Source organism: Streptomyces sediminimaris (assembly GCF_047049295.1).
GTDB classification, from domain to species: Bacteria; Actinomycetota; Actinomycetes; order Streptomycetales; family Streptomycetaceae; genus Streptomyces; species Streptomyces sediminimaris.
This window is the reverse complement of sequence record NZ_JBJWOT010000001.1, coordinates 1,764,718-1,786,116: the sequence shown is the minus strand read 5'-3', so window position 1 is coordinate 1,786,116 and position 21,399 is coordinate 1,764,718. Positions and strand designations below refer to the sequence as shown.

Annotated in this window: 16 protein-coding genes; 7 read left to right on the top strand and 9 right to left on the bottom strand. The window is 71.0% G+C overall.

Features of this window, described 5'->3' with window-relative positions; all coding sequences use genetic code 11:
• Nucleotides 1–36: 36 nt before the first annotated feature.
• Entirely contained in the window at nucleotides 37–1,035 is a 999-nt protein-coding gene (gene corA / locus ACJ9NR_RS08315) for a magnesium/cobalt transporter CorA (RefSeq protein ID WP_412488949.1), read from the bottom strand.
• Nucleotides 1,036–1,097: 62 nt separating this feature from the next.
• On the opposite strand from corA, the gene ACJ9NR_RS08310 reads away from it, so the two are divergent.
• From ACJ9NR_RS08310 to mshC, 4 genes are all read left to right on the top strand, one after another.
• Complete coding sequence (locus ACJ9NR_RS08310) at nucleotides 1,098–1,784, top strand: histidine phosphatase family protein (RefSeq protein WP_412488950.1); 687 nt, start codon at nucleotides 1,098–1,100, stop codon at nucleotides 1,782–1,784.
• A 110-nt stretch (nucleotides 1,785–1,894) separates the two neighbouring features.
• A complete protein-coding gene (locus ACJ9NR_RS08305; protein WP_412488951.1) occupies nucleotides 1,895–2,485 on the top strand; it encodes a DUF3090 domain-containing protein in 591 nt (196 codons plus the stop codon).
• Nucleotides 2,449–3,267: an SCO1664 family protein gene (locus ACJ9NR_RS08300; RefSeq protein WP_412488952.1), complete on the top strand. Its 819-nt coding sequence runs from the start codon at nucleotides 2,449–2,451 to the stop codon at nucleotides 3,265–3,267. The genes ACJ9NR_RS08305 and ACJ9NR_RS08300 overlap by 37 nt, the downstream gene beginning before the upstream one ends.
• Before the next feature lie 94 nt (nucleotides 3,268–3,361).
• Complete coding sequence (mshC, locus tag ACJ9NR_RS08295) at nucleotides 3,362–4,591, top strand: cysteine--1-D-myo-inosityl 2-amino-2-deoxy-alpha-D-glucopyranoside ligase (RefSeq protein WP_412488953.1); 1,230 nt, start codon at nucleotides 3,362–3,364, stop codon at nucleotides 4,589–4,591.
• A gap of 82 nt (nucleotides 4,592–4,673) precedes the next feature.
• On the opposite strand, the gene ACJ9NR_RS08290 is transcribed toward mshC, so the two are convergent.
• The 8 genes from ACJ9NR_RS08290 to ACJ9NR_RS08255 all read right to left on the bottom strand — a co-directional run bounded on the left by ACJ9NR_RS08290 (nucleotide 4,674) and on the right by ACJ9NR_RS08255 (nucleotide 14,513).
• Complete coding sequence (locus tag ACJ9NR_RS08290) at nucleotides 4,674–5,276, bottom strand: hypothetical protein (protein WP_412488954.1); 603 nt, start codon at nucleotides 5,274–5,276, stop codon at nucleotides 4,674–4,676.
• A gap of 33 nt (nucleotides 5,277–5,309) precedes the next feature.
• On the bottom strand, nucleotides 5,310–7,034 hold the full coding sequence (locus ACJ9NR_RS08285) for a S8 family peptidase (RefSeq protein WP_412488955.1): 1,725 nt from the start codon (nucleotides 7,032–7,034) through the stop codon (nucleotides 5,310–5,312).
• A 262-nt stretch (nucleotides 7,035–7,296) separates the two neighbouring features.
• Complete coding sequence (locus ACJ9NR_RS08280) at nucleotides 7,297–8,277, bottom strand: PAC2 family protein (protein ID WP_412488956.1); 981 nt, start codon at nucleotides 8,275–8,277, stop codon at nucleotides 7,297–7,299.
• A gap of 166 nt (nucleotides 8,278–8,443) precedes the next feature.
• Nucleotides 8,444–9,115, bottom strand: coding sequence for a FadR/GntR family transcriptional regulator (locus ACJ9NR_RS08275; RefSeq protein ID WP_412488957.1), 672 nt, complete (start codon nucleotides 9,113–9,115; stop codon nucleotides 8,444–8,446).
• A 192-nt stretch (nucleotides 9,116–9,307) separates the two neighbouring features.
• A complete protein-coding gene (locus tag ACJ9NR_RS08270) occupies nucleotides 9,308–10,924 on the bottom strand; it encodes a glycerol-3-phosphate dehydrogenase/oxidase (RefSeq protein ID WP_412488958.1) in 1,617 nt (538 codons plus the stop codon).
• 57 nt (nucleotides 10,925–10,981) lie between these two features.
• Nucleotides 10,982–12,541, bottom strand: a complete 1,560-nt coding sequence (gene glpK, locus ACJ9NR_RS08265) for a glycerol kinase GlpK (protein WP_412488959.1) — start codon at nucleotides 12,539–12,541, stop codon at nucleotides 10,982–10,984.
• A 51-nt stretch (nucleotides 12,542–12,592) separates the two neighbouring features.
• Entirely contained in the window at nucleotides 12,593–13,387 is a 795-nt protein-coding gene (locus ACJ9NR_RS08260) for an MIP/aquaporin family protein (RefSeq protein WP_412488960.1), read from the bottom strand.
• A 361-nt stretch (nucleotides 13,388–13,748) separates the two neighbouring features.
• A complete protein-coding gene (locus tag ACJ9NR_RS08255) occupies nucleotides 13,749–14,513 on the bottom strand; it encodes an IclR family transcriptional regulator (RefSeq protein WP_412488961.1) in 765 nt (254 codons plus the stop codon).
• A 305-nt stretch (nucleotides 14,514–14,818) separates the two neighbouring features.
• On the opposite strand from ACJ9NR_RS08255, the gene metH reads away from it, so the two are divergent.
• The 3 genes from metH (at nucleotide 14,819) to ACJ9NR_RS08240 (ending at nucleotide 21,354) form a co-directional block, all read left to right on the top strand.
• A complete protein-coding gene (gene metH / locus ACJ9NR_RS08250; protein WP_412488962.1) occupies nucleotides 14,819–18,340 on the top strand; it encodes a methionine synthase in 3,522 nt (1,173 codons plus the stop codon).
• Between the two features lie 172 nt (nucleotides 18,341–18,512).
• Nucleotides 18,513–19,208, top strand: a complete 696-nt coding sequence (locus ACJ9NR_RS08245; protein ID WP_412488963.1) for an HAD family hydrolase — start codon at nucleotides 18,513–18,515, stop codon at nucleotides 19,206–19,208.
• 541 nt (nucleotides 19,209–19,749) lie between these two features.
• Entirely contained in the window at nucleotides 19,750–21,354 is a 1,605-nt protein-coding gene (locus ACJ9NR_RS08240; protein ID WP_412488964.1) for an ABC transporter substrate-binding protein, read from the top strand.
• Nucleotides 21,355–21,399: the final 45 nt, after the last annotated feature.

Here is a 21,399-nt window from a genome sequence, read left to right as displayed (position 1 = left end):
CGTGACGGTCCGCGACGGGCTCGTGCCGGCCGCGGCTCACAGCCAGCCCCGGCGCTTCAGCAGCCGGTACAGCAGCACCTCCAGGACGGCCATCAGCACGATCACCGCCGGGTACGACACCGTCCAGTGCAGCTCCGGCATGTGGTCGAAGTTCATGCCGTAGATCCCCGCGATCATGGTGGGGACCGCGGCCATGGCCGCCCACGCGGAGATCTTCCGCATGTCGTCGTTCTGCTGGACGCTCATCTGCGCCAGATGCGCGGACAGCACGTCCGACACCAGCCGGTCCAGGCCCTCCACCGCCTCGTTCACCCGGGTGAGGTGGTCGCTCACGTCCCGGAAGAACGGCCGGGCCTGCTCGTGCACGAAGGGCACCTTCCCGCCGAGCGGCCCGTCGCCCGCGAGCCGGGTCAGCGGCTGGGCCAGCGGGTTCGTGGCCCGGCGGAACTCCAGCACCTGCCGTTTGAAGGCGTAGATCCGGGACGCCGTGTTGCGGGAGCCGCCGGCGGTCGGCGAGAACACCTCCGCCTCCAGCTCCTCCAGGTCGGTGCCGAGTTCGTCCGCCACCTCCACGTAGTGGTCGACGACGGCGTCGGCGATCGCGTACAGCACCGCGGTGGGGCCGTGCCGGAGCATGTCGGGCTCCTCCTCCAGCCGGTGCCGCACCTCCGCGAGGGGCGACTCCTCGCCGTGGCGGACGGTCACCACGAACGAGTCGCCGAGGAAGACCATGACCTCGCCGGCGGTCACGATGTCGCTCCTGGCCTCGTACCCGACCGGCTTGAGGACCACGAACAGCGAGTCGTCGTACACCTCGAGCTTGGGCCGCTGATGGGCCTTCAGGGCGTCCTCCACGGCCAGCGGGTGCAGCCCGAACTCCCGCGTGACCCGGTCGAACTCCTTCCCGGTCGGCTCGTACAGGCCGATCCAGACGAAGGCGTCGAGCCCGCGGCGGCACAGGGCGAGGGCGTCGGAGACGTCCTCGGGTCCCTCCGTGCGACGCCCGTCGCGGTAGATGGCGCAGTCGACGATCACGGAGCGCATTCTCCCGCCGTCCGCCCGTGGACGCACCCGGGAGTGCGCCTACCCTTGGCCGCATGCCCACGCTGATCCTGGTCCGGCACGGACGTTCCACCGCCAACACCGAGGGAGTGCTCGCGGGCTGGACGCCCGGTGTCGCCCTCGACGACCGCGGGGCCGCCCAGGCCGCCGCGCTGCCCGGGCGGCTCGCCGAGCTGCCGATCTCCGAGGTGGTCAGCAGCCCCCTGCAGCGCTGCCAGGAGACCGTCCGGCCGCTCCTCGCGGCCCGGCCCGGGCTCACCGGCCACACCGAGGAGCGGATCGGGGAGGCGCACTACGGCGACTGGACCGGCCGCAAGCTCGCCGAGCTGGGGGACGAGCCGCTGATGCGGGTCGTACAGGCGCACCCGTCCGCCGTCGCCTTCCCGGGCGGCGAGTCGATGCGCGCGATGCAGACCCGCGCCGCCGAAGCCGTACGCGAGTGGAACGCGCGGGTGGAGCGCGACCACGGCGCCGACGCGGTCTACGTCATGTGTTCGCACGGTGACATCATCAAGTCGCTCGTGGCGGACGCACTCGGACTTCATCTCGACCTCTTCCAGCGGATTTCCGTTGAACCGTGTTCCATCACCGCGATCCGTTACACCCGGCTGCGGCCGTTCCTCGTCCGCCTCGGCGACACCGGTGACCTGACCTCCCTGGTGCCGCGCGAGGAACCCCCGGCCGACGACGCCCCGGTCGGGGGCGATGCGGGCGCACCGTGATCGTCGGGCGCAGTAGGGTGAAGCGGTCGCAGTAGCGCCGCACCCCTCCGCACCCGCGGTCCGTGCGGTCACCCGGTCCGATGCCGATCCATGAATCCAGGAGACAGGACGTGTCCCGTCAGGTGTTCCTCTACGACCCGCCGGACCGCTTCGTGGCCGGTACGGTCGGGCTGCCCGGACGCCGTACGTTCTTCCTCCAGGCCACCGCGGGCCCCCGTGTGACCAGCGTGGCCCTGGAGAAGACCCAGGTCGCCGCCCTCGCCGAGCGCATGGACGAACTGCTCGACGAGGTCCTGCGCCGCAGCGGCGGCAGCGCCGCCGTCCCGGCCGTGGCCTCCGCCGAGGTCACCGACACCGATCCGCTGGACACCCCCGTGGAGGAGGAGTTCCGGGTCGGCACCATGGCCCTCGCCTGGGACGGCGAGGAACAGCGCATGATCGTCGAGGCGCAGGCCCTCGTGGAGCTCGACGCCGACTCCGAGGAGGACCTCGCCGAGGCCGAGGAGCGCCTGCTCCAGGACGAGGAGAACGGACCCCCGATGCTGCGGGTCCGGCTGACCGGCGCGCAGGCGAGGGCCTTCGCCAAGCGCGCCCTCGACGTCGTCAACGCCGGGCGGCCGCCGTGCCCGCTGTGCAGCCTCCCGCTCGACCCGGAAGGACACGTATGTCCGCGCCAGAACGGATACCGCCGCGGAGCGTGACCGGCGTCGACCTGCTCGCCGACGGTGAGCTCACCGTCCGCGGCCGCATCCGCGAGGCCTCCAACGCCGCTCTGTACTGCACGGTCTCCCACGAGGGCAGGGAGGCGGCCTGCGTGTACAAGCCCGTCGCCGGCGAGCGGCCCCTGTGGGACTTCCCCGACGGCACCCTCGCCCAACGCGAGGTGGCCGCCTACGAGGTCTCCGAGGCGACCGGGTGGGGCATCGTCCCGCCGACCGTGCTGCGCGAGGGGCCCTACGGCGAGGGCATGGTCCAGCTGTGGGTCGAGGCGGCCCCCGAGTCGGAGCTCCTCGCCCTGGTGGACGGCGAGGAGCCCGAGCCGGGCTGGAAGGCGATCGGCCTCGCCGAGGTGGGCGAGGGACGCACGGCGCTGCTGGTGCACGCCGACGACGAGCGGCTGCGCCGGCTCGCCGTGCTCGACGCGGTGATCAACAACGCCGACCGCAAGGGCGGCCATCTGCTGCCCACGGCCGACGGCCGGCTGTACGCGATCGACCACGGGGTGACGTTCAACACCGAGAACAAGCTCAGGACCCTGCTGTGGGGGTGGGCGGGCGAGCCGCTGGCCCCCGAGGCGGTCGACGTCCTCAAGGCCCTGCAGGAGTCGCTGGGCGACCGGGGAGCGCTGGCCGCGCGGCTGTCGGGGCTGATCACCGCGGCCGAACTGGACGCCACGCGCGCGCGGGTCGCCGTACTGCTGGAGTCCGGCAGGCACCCCGAGCCCAGCGGTGAGTGGCCGGCCATCCCGTGGCCGCCCGTGTAGGGGCACACCGGCCGGTCCGGCGCAAGAGCGCCGTACCGGCCATCCGGACCGGTCCGGTTCGTATACGGAGCTTCCGTCCGGTTAGGCTCATGACATGCATGCCTGGCCTGCTTCCGAGGTCCCCGCCCTACCCGGTCAGGGCCGCGACCTGAGGATCCACGACACCGCGACCGGCGGTCCGGTCCGCCTCGACCCCGGTCCCGTCGCCCGTATCTACGTCTGCGGCATCACGCCGTACGACGCGACCCATATCGGTCACGCGGCGACCTACAACGCGTTCGACCTCGTTCAGCGCGTGTGGCTCGACACCAAGCGGCAGGTCCACTACGTCCAGAACGTCACCGACGTCGACGATCCGCTGCTGGAGCGGGCGCAGCGCGACGGCGTCGACTGGATCGCCCTCGCCGAGCAGGAGACGGCCCTGTTCCGCGAGGACATGACCGCCCTGCGGATGCTGCCCCCGCAGCACTACATAGGCGCGGTCGAGGCGATACCCGCCATCGTGCCGCTCGTCGAGCGGCTGCGGGACGCGGGCGCCGCCTACGAACTCGAGGGCGACCTGTACTTCTCCGTCGAGTCCGACCCGAACTTCGGCAAGGTCTCCCACCTCGACGCGGCCGCCATGCGGCTGCTGTCCGCCGAGCGCGGCGGCGACCCGGACCGCCCGGGCAAGAAGAACCCGCTCGACCCGATGCTGTGGATGGCCGCCCGGGACGGCGAGCCCAGCTGGGACGGCGGTTCGCTCGGCCCCGGCCGCCCCGGCTGGCACATCGAGTGCGTCGCCATCGCCCTGGACCACCTCGGCATGGGTTTCGACGTCCAGGGCGGCGGCTCCGACCTCGCCTTCCCGCACCACGAGATGGGCGCCTCGCACGCCCAGGTGCTGACCGGCGAGTTCCCCATGGCCAAGGCGTACGTGCACGCCGGCATGGTGGCCCTGGACGGCGAGAAGATGTCCAAGTCCAAGGGCAACCTGGTCTTCGTGTCCGCGCTGCGGCGCGACGGGGTGGACCCGGCCGCGATCAGGCTGGCGTTGCTCGCCCACCACTACCGCTCCGACTGGGAGTGGACCGACCGGGTGCTCGCGGACGCCGTGGCCCGGCTGGGCCGCTGGCGCGCCGCCGTCTCCCGGCCCGACGGGCCGCCGGCCGATGCCCTGGTCGAGCAGGTGCGCGAGGCGCTCGCCGACGACCTCGACGCACCGGCCGCCCTCGCCGCGGTCGACCGCTGGGTCGCGCGGCAGGACGCCGAGGGCGGCACCGACACCGGCGCCCCCGGTGTCGTCTCGCGCGCCGTGGACGCCCTGCTGGGCGTGGCCCTGTAGCGCTCCTCGCGCACCGGAAGGGGCGCTCCCTCCCCTCGGGTGGAAGCGCCCCTCGCGTCGCGGTGCCGTTCCCGGACGGCTGTCAGACCCGCTGGACGCGGACGCTGCGCAGCACGTTCGGCGAGCCGGAGTCCCACACGCCGATCACCTGATGGCCGAAGGCGAAGGCCTCCTGGATCTGCTGGTGGATGTGCGGGGTCGGGTTGTTCAGGACCCGGAACTGGTTGTTGATCCGCAGGAAGATCTGCTGCGGCTGCCCCGGGAGCGGCTGCACGATGTCGACGAAGCCGCTGGCCACGCCGGCCGCGAGCGCCTGGACCTGCTGGACGGCCTGCTGGACCACGGCCTGCGCGAGCTGCTGGATCTGCTGCTGGGCCTGCTGCTCCTGCTGCTGGGCCTGCTGGTCGTGCTGCTGTTGCTGGCCGGCGGGTTGCTGCTGCTGCCCGAGCTGCTGCAGCAGGTGCTGGTAGGGCTGCTGCTGCCCGAGCTGCTGCAGCTGCTCGAGCGAGCCGCCCATGCCCATGCCGGCGCCCATGCCCTGGCCCCCGCCCTGGCCCATGCCGAAGGGCTGCTGCTGGAAGGGCTGCTGCTGGTACGGCTGCTGCTGGTAGGGCGCCGTGCTCGGGAACTGCTGTCCCTGCTGTCCCTGCTGTCCCAGTTGACTCATCTGCGGGGTGGTGCTCATGCGGGTGTCACCTTCCCTGATGGTTGGGATACGTCAGCCGGTGACGACCAGGCCGACGATCTCGTCGTCCGAGAACCACACTCGGACGTCGGGCCGTCCCCCCGCGAAGGCGGAGTGCACCGCCTGGCGGATCTCGGGGGACGGGTGGTTGAGGTTGCGCCAGGCACCGGCCACGAACAGCCGCAGCCTCGGCGGGAGTTCGCGCGGATACGGCAGCAGCTCGTCCCAGTACCGCTCGGCCCGGCCCGAGCCGACCGACTGCGGCAGCAGACGGCCCACCGCCGCCTTGATGTCGGGCCGGCCGCCGATCCGCTGGGAGGCGGGCCGGCCCGGCGCGTCCTGCTGCGGCGAGCCCGTCGCACGCAGCACCTCACGGGCACGTTCCGGGGACATCGGCGCCTGGCCGGCCGCCTTGAGCATGCCCTGCAGCGCGGCCAGCGCGCCGGCCACGACCGGGGAGGCGGAGGACGTCCCCGAGAACGTGTCCGTGTACCAGGTGATCTCCTCGGGCCCGCCCTGCAGATCGCCGGGCCGGTCCCAGAAGCCACCGGTGGTCGTGACCTCGCGGCCCCAGCCCTGGGCGTCCACGCGGGCGCCGTAGTTGGAGAACGCGAGCCTCGACCGGTCCGGTCCGTGGTCACGGCCGTGGGTGCCGGGCGGCGGTGCGCCCGCGCCGACCAGGACCGCGCCGGAGGACTGGTTGGAGGGGTTGAACGGGTTGCGCCACCACTCGGGGAACTCGTCGGGGCGGCGCTCGTAGACCGCGTCGTCCAGCGACTCGCCGCCGTTGCCGGCGGCCGCGACGACGAGGACGCCCCGGGCGGTGGCATGCCGGACGGCGGCGAAGTCGTCCGGCCACCACTCGAGGGGGACGTAGCCGCGCTGGTCGTCGCGCTCGGCGTACTCCAGCCGCGGCCCCGGACGGTGGAGTCCGACCAGGACGAGGTCGCCGGGGCCGAGCCGCTCGGCCGCCGCGTGGATCGCCGCGGCCGTGCCGATGCCCTGGAAGGACGCGGCGGCGGTGGCCGCCTCGGGCACGATGCCGCACACGCCGTAGTCGTCGCGGTCGCCGCCGATCACGCCGATCACGGCGGTGCCGTGGTTGCGCCAGGCGAGGTCGGTCAGCGGGGTGCCGACCACGACGCCGGCCAGCTTGGCGGTCAGGTCCTCGTGCCCGAGCTGCCAGGCGCCCTCGACGTCGACGACCGTCACCCCCTGGCCCGAACCACCGGGCCGGTGCCAGGCCCAGTGCGCGTCGATCCCGTCGGGGGCGGGACGCAGATAGCCCTGCCGGCCGCTGAAGTCCGGTGTGACGGGGGCGCCTTCCTTCAGGCGGCGCTCGCCGCCGGCCACCGTGGCGGGAACGGCGCCCGGTTTCACGTACGCCGTGTCGATCCCCGGCAGTGCCGCGATCCGCGACCGCAGCTCCTGGGCGCGGCTCTCCCCGCCCCGCACCCGGTAGAACAGCGCGAGGTCGGGCACGGGCTGTCCGCCCGGCGCGGCGGAGGCCTGCGCCAGCCGCTCCTCGCCGCCGAAGAGCGGCTGCAGCCGCAGCTGTTCGTCGCTGAGGAACATGTTGAGGGCCGAGACGTCGGCACCGGCCGCGGAGCGGACGCCCTCGGTCCGGGCGCGCAGCCGGGCCTCGGCGCTCGCGACGACGATCAGCTCCTGCTCGGCTCCTCGATAGGTGAATCCCGCTCCGTCGGGTCCGGGCCCGCCGGCCCCGGGACCCTGTGCCGGCTGTACCTGGTCGCTCATCGGTGCCGCTCCCTTCGGTTCGGTCCGTGCGGGTGCGCCGTCGCTCCACAACCAAGCACGCGCACGCCGACGCGTAAAGGCTGTTTTCGCCAACTTGGTTTGAAACAAGTTGAATTGGGCAACGTGTGCAATCCGACCGGAAACAGCGGTCACGTCTCATTCCGGCCGAAGTCGCCGTCGTCCTGACGCGTCGGAGCGGCCGTACGGGCAACGAGAAGGGCGGTGCGCCTCGGCGCACCGCCCTCACCCGGCCTTCACCGGCTCATTCCTCCGAGGACTCGTCGTCGTCCGTCCCCGGTTTCGGCGGTTTCGGCGGCTTGGTCCGGCCGCTGGGGTTGTCCCGCAGGTAGGGCGGGCCGTCGCTGCCGTCGGCGGTGGCGTGCCCGCCGCCCGACGGGCCCGAGCCGTCACGGCGCCGCAGGTACCGCTCGAACTCGCGGGCGATCGCCTCGCCCGACGCCTCCGGCAGCTCCGCGGTGTCCCGGGCCTCCTCCAGGGTCTGCACGTACTCGGCGACCTCGCTGTCCTCGGCGGCCAGCTGGTCCACGCCCACCTGCCAGGCGCGCGCGTCCTCGGGCAGCTCGCCCAGCGGGATGCGCACGTCGATCAGGTCCTCCAGGCGGTTGAGCAGGGCCAGCGTCGCCTTCGGGTTCGGCGGCTGCGAGACGTAGTGCGGCACGGCCGCCCACAGCGAGACCGCCGGCACGCCCGCGTGCGTACAGGCCTCCTGGAGGATGCCGACGATGCCCGTGGGCCCCTCGTACTTCGTCTCCTCCAGGTCCATGCGCCGTGCCAGGTCCGCGTCCGACGTGGTGCCGCTGATCGGGACCGGACGTGTGTGCGGGGTGTCACCGAGCAGGGCGCCCAGCACGACCACCAGCTCCACGCCGAGTTCGTGCGCGAAGCCAAGCAGCTCGTTGCAGAACGAGCGCCAGCGCATGGACGGTTCGATGCCACGGACGAGTACGAGGTCGCGCGGCTTCTCGCCGCCGACCCGGACCACCGACAGGCGGGTCGTCGGCCACGTGATCTTGCGCACGCCGCCGTCCATCCACACCGTGGGGCGGTTCACCTGGAAGTCGTAGTAGTCCTCGGCGTCCAGCGCCGCGAACACCTCGCCCTTCCACTCCCTGTCCAGATGCGCGACCGCGGCGGAGGCTGCGTCGCCGGCATCGTTCCAGCCTTCGAACGCGGCCACCATGACCGGGTCGATCAGCTCGGGAACCCCCTCGAGCTCGATCACCCAGGCCTCCTTCCGACGTGCCCTCGCTTGACCACCCAACCTTACGGCGTGCGGCGGGGGCCTCCGCAGCCCCCTTGCACGGGCGGGTGAACGGATCCCTGCCCTGTTCGGCGGGCCGGAACACCCCGCGGCCCCCGCGCGCGGCCGCGGGCCGCCCGGGCGGAACTCACAGCGTGCTGCGCAGCCACTGCTCGACGCTCGCGATGTGCACCGTCGCCCACGACCGCGCCGCCTCCGCGTCCCGGTCGCGCAGCGCGGCGAGGATCGCCCGGTGCTCGTGCAGGGTGCGGCTGACGGCGTCCTCCTGGGTCAGACCGCGCCAGACACGGGCCCGGGTGGTCGGCCCCGACAGGCCGTCCAGCAGCGAGCAGAGCACGGAGTTGCCGGAGCTCCGCACGATGCCGCGGTGGAAGTCGAGGTCGCAGGCGACCAGCTCCTCCACCGACGGCGCGTCGCCGAGCTTGTCCAACTGGGCGGACAGTGCGTCCAGTTGCTGCTCGCTGATACGTGACGCGGCCATCGCGGTGGCGGCCGGCTCCAGGATGCGCCGCACCGCCAGGAACTCCAGCACCGTGTCGTCGCGGTGGAAGTCGACGACGAAGCTCAGCGCCTCCAGCAGCAGTTGCGGGTCGAGGCTGGTCACGTACGTGCCGTCGCCCTGGCGTACGTCCAGGATCCGGATCAGCGACAGGGCGCGCACGGCCTCCCGCAGGGAGTTGCGGGACAGCCCCAGTTCGGCCGCCAGCTCGCTCTCCTTGGGCAGCCGGTCACCGGGGCGCAGCGCGCCGGAGACGATCATCCCCTTGATCTTCTCGATCGCCTCGTCGGTGACCGCCATGTCCCGCCTCCCTGTCCTCAAGACATCCGATGTCTCACCTTATTACGGAGTTTCAGGGTCTCGGCCGTGCGCAGGCGAAAGGGGCGGCTCCGTCGGCGCGGAGCCGCCCCTTTCGCGGATCCGGCCCCCCAGGGGAAAGGGGCCGTTCCGCAGCCGTGCCGGCCCTGGCCAGGGGAAGGGACCGGCACGAGGTCACTTCTTGTCGAGCAGGTCCTGGACCTTCGCGCGGACCTCGTCCGTGGCCAGGCCCCGGATCGTCAGCGTCGTACGGCGGCGCAGCACGTCGTCCGGCGTCTCGGCCCACTCGTTGTCCCGGGCGTAGACCACCTGCGCCCAGATCTCCGGGGCGTCGGGGTGCACCCGCTCGCCCAGCTCCGGGTCCTCGTTGGCCAGCCGGGCGATGTCGAAGGCCAGCGAACCGTAGTGGGTGGCGAGGTGCCTGGCCGTGTCGGCGGCCATCCGCGGCCCCGGCGCCGGGTTGTCCACCAGCAGCCGGTGCGCGACCGCGCGCGGGTTGGCGACACCGGGCAGCGGCAGCTTCTTCGGCAGCGAGGCGATGGGCTCGAAGTCGTCGCCCAGCGGGTGGCCCGGCAGCGACTCCAGTTTCCTCATGACCGTACGGCCGATGTGGCGGAAGGTCGTCCACTTGCCGCCCGCGACGGACAGCATGCCGCCGCGGCCCTCCGTGACCACGGTCTCGCGCTTGGCCTTCGCCGTGTCGCCGGGGCCGCCCGGCAGCACCCGCAGACCGGCGAAGGCGTACGTGATCAGGTCCCGGGAGAGCTGCTGGTCACGGACGGAGAAGGCGGCTTCGTCGAGGATCTGGGCTATGTCCTTGTCGTTGACGGCGACGTCCGCCGGGTCGCCCTCGAACTCCTCGTCGGTCGTGCCCAGCAGCAGCATGTCCTCCCACGGGAGGGCGAAGGTGATGCGGTACTTGTCGATGGGGGTGGCCAGGGCGGCCTTCCACGGCGAGGTCCGCTTCAGGACCAGATGCGCGCCCTTCGACAGCCGGATCGACGGTGCCGCGTCCGGGTCCTCCATCCTGCGCAGGTGATCGACCCACGGGCCGGTCGCGTTCAGCACGAGCCGGGCGTTGACGCCGAACTCCTCGCCGGACACGCGGTCGCGCAGCTCGGCGCCGGTCACCCGGCCCCGGGTGAAGCGCAGGCCGGTGACCTCGGCGTGGTTGAGGACGACGGCGCCCGACTCGACGGTGGCGCGGACCGTCATCAGCGCCATGCGCGCGTCGTTCATCTGGTCGTCGCCGTACACGGCCACGGCCTTGAGGTTCTCGGTGCGCAGCTCGGGCACGTCCTGCGCCGCCTTGGCGGGGGAGAGGAGGTGGCCGACGCCGTCACCGAACGCGGAGAGCGCGGAGTAGGCGAAGACGCCCGCGCCCAGCTTCGCCGCGCCGTGCGGCCCGCCCTTGTACACGGGGAGGTAGAACGTGAGCGGGTTCGCCAGGTGAGGTGCCACCTGGCGGGAGACCGCACGGCGCTCGAAGTGGTTCTCCGCCACCAGCTTCACCGCGCCGGTCTGCAGGTAGCGCAGACCGCCGTGGAGCAGCTTGGAGGAGGCGGAGGAGGTGGCGCCGGCGAAGTCGCCGGCGTCGACCAGAGCCACCCTGAGGCCGGACTGCGCGGCGTGCCAGGCGGTGGAGATGCCCAGGATGCCGCCGCCGATCACAAGAAGGTCGAACGACGCCTTGGCGAGCTGCTCGCGGGTCTCGGCCCGGCTCGCGGTGGAACCGGAGGCCGGGCGCGTGCCCAGGGCAGGCACGGACTGCAGGGTGGACTGACTGGTCATTTCGGGTTCTTACTCCTCATCAGAGCCTCGAGGGCGCGCTCGCGAGCTCTCGTCTCGTCAGCTCTCGTCCTCGAGCCAGCCCATGGTCCGCTCGACGGCCTTGAGCCAGTTCTTGTACTCACGGTCGCGGGTCTCCGCGTCCATGCGGGGGGTCCACTCCGCGGCCCGGCGCCAGTTGGCGCGCAGTTCGTCGGTGCTGGACCAGAAGCCGACGGCGAGACCGGCGGCGTAGGCGGCGCCGAGGCAGGTGGTCTCGGCGACCATCGGACGCACCACGGGCGCGTCCAGGACGTCGGCGAGCGTCTGCATCAGCAGGTTGTTGGCGGTCATGCCGCCGTCGACCTTGAGGGTCACCAGCTCGTCGCCGGAGTCCTTCACCATCGCGTCGGCGATCTCGCGGGTCTGCCAGGCGGTGGCCTCCAGGACGGCGCGCGCGAGGTGCGCCTTGGTGACGTACCGGGTCAGACCGGCGATCACGCCGCGGGCGTCGGAGCGCCAGTGCGGGGCGAACAGGCCGGAGAAGGCCGGCACGAAGTAGGCGCCGCCGTTGTCCTCCACCGACAGCGCGAGTGTCTCGATCTCGGCGGCGGTGGAGATCAGGCCCATCTGGTCGCGCATCCACTGCACCAGGGAGCCGGTGACGGCGATCGAGCCCTCCAGGGCGTAGACCGTCGGCTGGTCCCCGATCTTGTAGCCGACGGTGGTGAGCAGGCCGGCGTAGGAGTTGATGATCTTGTCGCCGGTGTTCATCACCATGAAGGTGCCGGTGCCGTACGTCGACTTGGTCTCGCCCTCGGAGAAGCAGGTCTGGCCGAACAGGGCCGCCTGCTGGTCGCCGAGCGCGGAGGCGACGGGGATGCCGCCGAGCAGCTCGCCCAGCTTGCCGCCGGTGATCTCGCCGTAGACCTCGGCGGAGGAGCGGATCTCGGGCAGGATCTGCTGCGGGACGCCGATCGACTCGCAGATCTTCTCGTCCCACTCCATGGTGTGCAGGTTCATCAGCATGGTGCGGGAGGCGTTGGTGACGTCCGTGACGTGCTTGCCGCCGTCCGTGCCGCCGGTGAGGTTCCAGATGACCCAGCTGTCCATGGTGCCGAAGAGGATGTCCCCGGCCTCGGCGCGCTCCTTCAGGCCCTCGACGTTGTCCAGCAGCCACCGGGCCTTGGGACCGGCGAAGTAGGAGGCGAGGGGGAGGCCGGTCTCACGGCGGAAGCGGTCCTGGCCGACGTTGCGCCCGAGATCCCTGCACAGGGCGTCGGTGCGGGTGTCCTGCCAGACGATGGCGTTGTGGACGGGCTCACCGGTGGTCTTGTCCCACAGCACGGTGGTCTCGCGCTGGTTGGTGATGCCGATGGCCTTGATGTCGTCCCGGGTGATGCCGGCCTTGGCGATGGCCCCGGCGACGACCTCCTGGACGTTGGTCCAGATCTCGGTGGCGTTGTGCTCGACCCAGCCCGGCTTGGGGAAGATCTGCTCGTGCTCCTTCTGGTCGACGGAGACGATACGGCCGTCGCGGTCGAAGACGATGCAGCGGGAAGAAGTCGTGCCCTGGTCGATGGCGGCGATGAACGGGCCCTGCCCGTGGGTGGCGATGCCGGCGGTGTGGGCGTCGGTCACTGGTTGCTCCTGGGGTTCGCTGAGTTGAGAAGGGACTGTTCCACCGGTGCTCTAGGCGAAAGCGACGTTGTAGATGCCTGCGGCTATCGCGCCGCCGATCAGCGGACCGGCCACCGGGACCCAGGCGTAGCCCCAGTCGGAGCCGCCCTTGTTGGGCAGGGGGAGGAGGGCGTGCACGATACGCGGGCCGAGGTCACGGGCCGGGTTGATCGCGTAGCCGGTCGGGCCGCCGAGCGAGAGGCCGATGGAGACGACGACCAGCGCGGTGATCAGACCGCCCAGGACGCCGAGGCCGTTGCCCTTGTCGTTCAGGCCCTGCGTGAGCACGGCGAGGATCAGCACGATGGTGCCGATGATCTCGGTGAGCAGGTTCTGCACCGCGTGCCGGATCTCCGGGCCGGTGGAGAAGATGCCCAGGACCGGGCCGGCGCCCGTCTCCTGCGCCTCGACGGCCTTGACCTTCGTGGCCTGCGCGCCCGGACCGCCGACGATCTCCTTGTCGGTCAGGTGCGCGTGGAACTGGCCGTAGTAGGCGGCCCACACCAGGGTCGCGCCGATCATCGCGCCGAGCATCTGGCCGGCGAAGTACACCGGGACGTTGCTCCAGTCGCTGTTCTTGATGGCCAGGGCGACGGTGACGGCGGGGTTGAGGTGGGCACCGGAGAGCGGGCCGGAGATGTAGACCGCCGTCATGACGGCGAAGCCCCACCCGAAGGCGATGGCGAGCCAGCCGGTGTTACGGGCCTTGGAGGCCTTCAGCGTCACGGCGGCGCAGACGCCACCGCCGAGCAGGATGAGTATGGCGGTACCGATGGTCTCGCCGATGAAGATGTCGGAGCTGGACACCCGCGACTCCTTTGTCCTTCGTCCAGGGGACCGAACCCCGGGTCCCTCCGGGAGTTCGAGCTGCCCTCGGGGTGAGAGCGATGCCGGCCCTTGGCGTTGTCACACTCTAGCGCGTATTGCCGTTTGGTGTTCGACAATGCCGACCGATGGACGGGAGTCTTGCTCCGGCCTCACCTGCCCGTCAAGAGTCCTGTTGTCGAAAATGCGATCGTTATCGATCGCCGACCGCTGTCGATCTTGCAGGTCAGATGTGTACGACGGGGTGACGGGCGCGGTCGTACCGACCGGACGGTCGGCGCCGCGGGGCCGACGAGGGCCGACGAGGGCAGGGAGGGGGCGGGAGGAGGCGGGAGGAGGCGGGTCAGAACCGTCCGGCGCCCAGGTCCCGCGACACGGCGCGGGCGCAGTCGCGTACCGCGGCGACGATCTCCGGCCGCAGCTCGCCGTCCCGGCACAGCCGCTCCACGGCGCCGGTGACGCCCACGGCGCCCACCGGCATCCGCCGCCGGTCGTGGATGGGCGCCGCGACGGAGGCGACGCCCTCCCAGGTCTCCTCGACGTCGGCCGCGTAGCCGCGCGCCCGTGACATGTCGAGGATGTGCTCGAAGTCCTCCAGGTCGCACACGGTCCGGTCGGTGAACGCCTTGCGGTCCGCCTCGATCGCCTCGCTGTGCGCGACCGGGTCGTAGGCCGACAGGACCTTGCCGAGGGCCGTGGAGTGCAGCGGCTGCATGGCCCCGATCTCCAGCACCTGGCGGCTGTCGTCGGGGCGGAAGACGTGGTGCACGATCAGCACCCCGTGCTGGTGCAGCACGCCGAGGTAGACGCTCTCCCCGCTGGAGCGGGCCAGGTCGTCCGTCCAGACCAGGGCGCGCGCCCGCAGTTCGTGCACGTCGAGATAGGTGGTGCCCAGGCGCAGCAGCTCCGCGCCCAGCTGGTAGCGCCCGGAGGGCTCGTCCTGCTCGACGAAGCCCTCCTGCTGCAGGGTGCGCAGGATCCCGTGGGCGGTGCCCTTGGCGAGGCCCAGTGACGAGGCGATGTCCGAGAGGCCGAGCCGTCGCTCGCCGCCCGCGAGCAGCCGCAGCATCGCCGCCGCCCGTTCGAGCGACTGGATGTTCCGTGCCATCGCCGTGCTGCCTCCGTCCCCTTCGACCGTCGACGTGCGACGTCGCTGCCGCTGTTCGGCAATGCCGAACACTACCGGTCGATGCCGACCTCCCGCCAATGGTTCGGCCGTGACATGGCGAGATCCGTCGGGATCTGTTGCGTCACTCGTATCCCGCAGGCGACCTGCCCGTCATCCTCGTCCGCGTCGTGGACGCCCCGTCCGCCCCCGGACCGACCCGGTTACCCTGGCGGGGTGCGCCCTCCGCGGAAGATCCGCGGGCGGGCGCAAAGCCGACAGCCGTCGCACTTCAAGGGAGCCCTTTCATGGCCTCGTCGCCACCGACCCCTTCCGCCGACAGCCGGACCCGTGTGTCCGCGCTCCGCGAGGCGCTCGCCACCCGAGTGGTGGTCGCCGACGGAGCCATGGGCACGATGCTCCAGGCCCAGGACCCCACCCTGGAGGACTTCCAGAACCTCGAGGGCTGCAACGAGATCCTGAACCTGACCCGCCCCGACATCGTCCGCTCGGTCCACGAGGAGTACTTCGACGCCGGCGTGGACTGCGTCGAGACGAACACCTTCGGTGCCAACTACGCGGCGATGGCCGAATACGACATCCCCGAGCGGGTCCACGAGCTGTCCGAGGCGGGCGCCCGCATCGCCCGTGAGACCGCCGACGGCTACCTCGCGCGGGACGGCCGCCAGCGCTGGGTGCTGGGCTCCATGGGTCCCGGCACCAAGCTGCCCACACTCGGCCACATCGGGTACACCACCATCCGCGACGCCTTCCAGCAGAACGCCGAGGGCCTGATCGCGGGCGGCGCGGACGCGCTGATCGTGGAGACCACCCAGGACCTGCTGCAGACCAAGGCCGCCGTGATCGGCGCCCGGCGCGCCCGCGAGATCTCCGGCCTCGACCTGCCGATCATCGTCTCCGTGACCGTCGAGACGACCGGCACCATGCTGCTCGGCTCGGAGATCGGTGCCGCGCTCACCGCGCTGGAGCCGCTCGGCATCGACATGATCGGCATGAACTGCGCCACCGGGCCCGCCGAGATGAGCGAGCACCTGCGCTACCTCTCCCGGCACTCCCGCATCCCGCTGTCCTGCATGCCGAACGCCGGTCTCCCGGTTCTCGGCAAGGACGGCGCCACCTACCCGCTCACCCCGCCCGAGCTGGCCGACGCCCACGAGACCTTCGTACGCGACTACGGCCTCTCCCTCGTCGGCGGCTGCTGCGGCACCACCCCCGAGCACCTGCGCCGGCTGGTCGAGCGCGTCCGCGACGTCACCCCCACCGAGCGCGACCCGCGGCCCGAGCCGGGTGCCGCCTCCCTCTACCAGAGCGTGCCGTTCCGCCAGGACACCTCCTACCTCGCCATCGGCGAGCGCACCAACGCCAACGGATCGAAGAAGTTCCGCGAGGCGATGCTGGAGGGCCGCTGGGACGACTGTGTGGAGATGGCCCGCGACCAGATCCGCGAGGGCGCCCACATGCTGGACCTCTGCGTGGACTACGTCGGCCGGGACGGCGTCGCCGACATGGAGGAGCTGGCCGGCCGCTTCGCCACCGCCTCCACCCTGCCGATCGTGCTGGACTCCACCGAGGTCGACGTGATCCGGGCGGGCCTGGAGAAGCTCGGCGGCCGCGCGGTCATCAACTCCGTCAACTACGAGGACGGCGCCGGCCCCGACTCGCGCTTCGCCCGCGTCACCCGGCTCGCCCGCGAGCACGGCGCCGCGCTGATCGCGCTCACCATCGACGAGGAGGGCCAGGCCCGCACCCCCGAGAAGAAGGTCGAGATCGCCGAGCGGCTGATCGAGGACCTGACCGGGAACTGGGGCGTCCACGAGTCCGACATCCTCATCGACACCCTGACCTTCACCATCTGCACCGGTCAGGAGGAGTCCCGCAAGGACGGCCTGGCCACCATCGAGGCGATCCGCGAGCTCAAGCGCCGCCACCCGGACGTGCAGACCACGCTGGGCCTGTCGAACATCTCCTTCGGCCTCAACCCGGCCGCCCGCATCCTGCTCAACTCCGTCTTCCTGGACGAGTGCGTCAAGGCGGGCCTGGACTCGGCGATCGTGCACGCCTCCAAGATCCTGCCGATCGCCCGCTTCGACGAGGAGCAGGTCACCACCGCCCTCGACCTGATCTACGACCGCCGCCGCGAGGGCTACGACCCGCTGCAGAAGCTCATGCAGCTGTTCGAGGGCGCCACCGCCAAGTCGCTGAAGGCCGGCAAGGCCGAGGAGCTGGCGGCGCTGCCACTGGAGGAGCGCCTGAAGCGCCGCATCATCGACGGTGAGCGCAACGGCCTGGAGGCCGACCTCGACGAGGCGCTGGCCGAGCGCCCCGCGCTCGACATCGTCAACGACACCCTGCTGGACGGCATGAAGGTCGTCGGTGAGCTGTTCGGCTCCGGCCAGATGCAGCTGCCGTTCGTGCTCCAGTCCGCCGAGGTCATGAAGACCGCTGTCGCCCACCTCGAACCGCACATGGAGAAGGTCGAGGGCGACGAGGCCGGCAAGGGCACCATCGTGCTGGCCACCGTGCGCGGCGACGTGCACGACATCGGCAAGAACCTCGTCGACATCATCCTGTCCAACAACGGCTACAACGTCGTCAACCTCGGCATCAAGCAGCCGGTCTCCGCGATCCTGGAGGCGGCCGAGGAGCACCGGGCGGACGTGATCGGCATGTCCGGGCTCCTGGTCAAGTCCACCGTGATCATGAAGGAGAACCTGGAGGAGCTCAACCAGCGCAACCTGGCGGCCACCTACCCGGTGATCCTGGGCGGCGCGGCCCTCACCCGCGCCTACGTCGAGCAGGACCTGCACGAGGTCTACGACGGGGAGGTCCGCTACGCCCGCGACGCGTTCGAGGGCCTGCGCCTGATGGACGCGCTCATCGGCGTCAAGCGCGGCGTGCCCGGCGCGAAGCTGCCGGAGCTGAAGCAGCGCCGGGTCCGGGCGGCCACGCCCGCCGAGGCGGAGGAGCGCCCGGAGGAGGGCCACGTCCGCTCCGACGTCGCCACCGACAACCGCGTGCCGCGGCCGCCGTTCTGGGGCACCCGCGTCATCAAGGGCATCCAGCTCAAGGAGTACGCGACCTGGCTGGACGAGGGCGCCCTCTTCAAGGGCCAGTGGGGTCTGAAGCAGGCCCGCACCGGCGAGGGCCCCTCGTACGACGAACTCGTTGAGACCGACGGCCGGCCGCGGCTGCGCGGTCTGCTGGACCGGCTGCAGACCGAGAACCTGCTGGAGGCGGCCGTCGTCTACGGCTACTTCCCGTGCGTCTCCAAGGACGACGACCTGATCATCCTGGACGAGCACGGCAACGAGCGCACCCGCTTCACCTTCCCGCGCCAGCGCCGCGGCCGCCGGCTGTGCCTCGCCGACTTCTTCCGTCCGCAGGAGTCCGGTGAGACGGACGTCGTCGGCCTCCAGGTCGTCACCGTCGGCTCGCGGATCGGCGAGGAGACGGCGCGCATGTTCGAGGCGAACGCCTACCGCGACTACCTCGAACTGCACGGCCTGTCGGTGCAGCTGGCCGAGGCGCTCGCCGAGTACTGGCACGCGCGCGTGCGCTCGGAGCTGGGCTTCGCCGGTGAGGATCCGGGCCGGATGGAGGACATGTTCGCCCTGAAGTACCGGGGCGCCCGCTTCTCCCTCGGTTACGGAGCGTGTCCGAACCTGGAGGACCGGGCCAAGATCGCCGACCTGCTGGAGCCCGAGCGGATCGGGGTCAAGCTCTCCGAGGAGTTCCAGCTCCACCCCGAGCAGTCCACCGACGCGATCGTGATCCACCACCCGGAGGCGAAGTACTTCAACGCCCGCTGAGTACCGCCGACGGCGCAGCTCACAGCGCCCCCCGGCGTACAGACGGTGTGCCCCGGAGCACGCCGGATAAACGAGGCGTTCCGTCCACGGCGGACGTACACTGGTCGGTCCACTGCAGGCCGGTTCCCCGCACGGGAACCGGCCTGATCGTCCCTCAAGGAGGTGCGCCCGGATGACCAGTACGGTCCCTGCGCTCGGAACCCGTACGGCCGAAGGCTCTGCCCTGCAGGCCGTGCTCCTCGACATGGACGGAACCCTGGTGGACACCGAGGGCTTCTGGTGGGACGTCGAGGTGGAGGTCTTCGCCGGCCTCGGCCACACCCTCGACGACTCATGGCGCCATGTCGTGGTCGGCGGGCCGATGACCCGCAGCGCGGGGTTCCTGATCGAGGCCACCGGCGCCGACATCACCCTCGCCGAGCTGACGGTCCTGCTCAACCAGGGGTTCGAGGACCGGATCGCCGGCGCCCTGCCGCTGATGCCGGGTGCCGCCAGGCTCCTCGCCGAGCTCTCCGAGTACGAGATCCCGACGGCCCTGGTCTCCGCCTCCCACCGTCGCATCATCGACCGCGTGCTCACCTCGCTGGGCCCGCAGCACTTCGCCCTGTCGGTGGCCGGTGACGAGGTGCCGCGCACCAAGCCGCACCCGGACCCCTACCTGCTCGCGGCCGCCGGACTCGGCGTGGACCCGGCCAGATGCGCGGTCGTCGAGGACACCGCGACCGGTGTCGCGGCGGCCGAGGCGGCGGGCTGCCACGTCGTCGTGGTGCCCTCGGTGGCCCCCGTCGCCCCCGCCGACCGGCGCACCGTCGTCACCACGCTCGAAGACATCGACCTGGCGTTCCTGCGGGGGCTGATCGCCTTCTGACAGGGCCGTGGCAGCCCGACGGGAGATCCGATCACAGCGCGGTGACGGACCCGGTGACAGCCCGGCGACAGATGTGATGACAGAGCTAGTGGCAGATGTGATGACAGAAATGCGCCGAGCGTTCACCCAGTGTGCAGAGCCGATAGGACGGGAATTCCGGAGTCCGGCGTGCGAAGGAATTCGAATCAAGTCGACCGGCCGAATTACGGTGCCGATCGGGTCCATCGAGGTGTGACGTTCACCACTTGCGCAGGGCTCGACAGGCCGGGGTGTCTGTGCTGGCGGCCCCGTTTCGAGGCGGTCCGCTGTGCCCTTGTGTCCTGATTGATGGAAGGCTGCACTAATCCTTCCCGTCGCGGGCCTCCGGTCTGTCCACGGTCGGTTCCGCTGCGTGATGACGGCTCAACTCCGGTGGCTGCGAACCCTCGTGCAGGTGCGGACTAATCTCGTCGCGAGAACCATCGCCCCTACCCCCGTGATCCGCCGCGACACCCCTGCATGCCGGGTACACGGACCTGAACAGCTCTGGAGAAAAACGAGCATGAACCGCAAGACATTGGTGCTGCCGGCCGTGGTCGGCCTGCTCGCGCCCGTGCTCGCCGCCTGTGGTGGTTCCGACAGCGGCAGCAGCGGTGGGGACGCGATCGTGGTCGGGACGACGGACCAGTTCACCGCCACGAAGGACGCCCCTGCGCCGCTCGATCCGGCGTACGCGTACGACGTGGGCTCCTGGAACATCCTGCGCCAGACCGTGCAGACGCTGATGATCCAGCCGCGCGGCGAGGGCGAGCCCGTCCCCGAGGCGGCCGAGAGCTGCGGATTCACCGACTCCGGCAACGAGCGCTACGCCTGCAGGCTGCGTGAGGGCCTGAAGTTCAGCAACGGCGACGCCATCACCGCGAAGGACGTCAAGTACTCCATCGACCGCGTGCGGGCCATCAACGCCGAGGGCGGCCCGGTCGGCCTGCTCTCCACCATCGACACGGTGGAGACCAAGGGCGACCGCGACGTCATCTTCCACCTGAAGACCGCCGACGCCACCTTCCCGTACAAGCTGTCGACCCCGGTCGCCGGCATCGTCAACCCCGACGACTACGAGAAGAACAAGCTGCGCGACGGCTTCGCCGTCGACGGCTCCGGCCCGTACACCCTGCAGACCCAGGTCAAGGACGACGCCATCGTCAAGGCGACCTTCACCAAGAACCCCAACTACAAGGGGACGCTCAAGGTGAAGAACTCCAAGGCCGAGATGGTCTCCTTCGCGGACGCCGAGGCCATGGGCAAGGCGCTCGACAAGGGTGACATCGACGTCATGACCCGCACCATGTCGCCGGACCAGATCCAGAAGCTCTCCAACGACTCCGGCAACAGCGTCGACCTGGTCGAGATGGCCGGCCTCGAGATCCGCTACCTCGCCTTCAACACCGACGCCCCGAGCGTGAAGTCGAAGGCCGTCCGCCAGGCCATGGCCCAGCTGATCAACCGCGGCGAGCTCGTCTCCAAGGTCTACGGCACCCAGGCCGAGCCGCTGTACTCGCTGGTCCCGGCCAGCATCACCGGCCACTCCAACTCGTTCTTCAACAAGTACGGCGACCCCAGCACCGCCAAGGCGAAGTCCCTGCTGACGGCCGCCAACATCACCACCCCGGTGAAGCTGACGCTGCACTACACGACCGACCACTACGGCTCGGCCACCAAGAAGGAATTCGAGATCCTTCAGAAGCAGCTCAACGCCAGCGGCCTGTTCGACGTCAGCATCGAGGGCGCGCTGTGGAAGACCTTCGTCCCGGCCGAGCGCAAGGGCCAGTACGACGTCTGGGGCATGGGCTGGTTCCCGGACTTCCCCGACGCCGACAACTACCTGGCGCCGTTCCTCGACAAGGACAACTTCCTCAAGCTGCCGTACCGCAACGACAAGATCATCAACAGCCTCATCCCGGCGTCCCGCCGCGAGGCCGACCGCATCGCCGCCGCTCCCGACCTGACCCAGATCCAGGACATCGTCGCCAAGGACGTGCCGATCCTGCCGCTGTGGCAGGGCAAGCAGTACGTGGCCGCCCGCGACGACGTCACCGGAACCGCGTACGCTCTCAACTCCTCCTCGACTCTCCAGTTGTGGGAGCTCGGCCGTGGCGTGAGCGGCTGACCCTCGTTCCCGGGGGCCAGGGGCGCGCGCAGGGCCCTGGGAGTC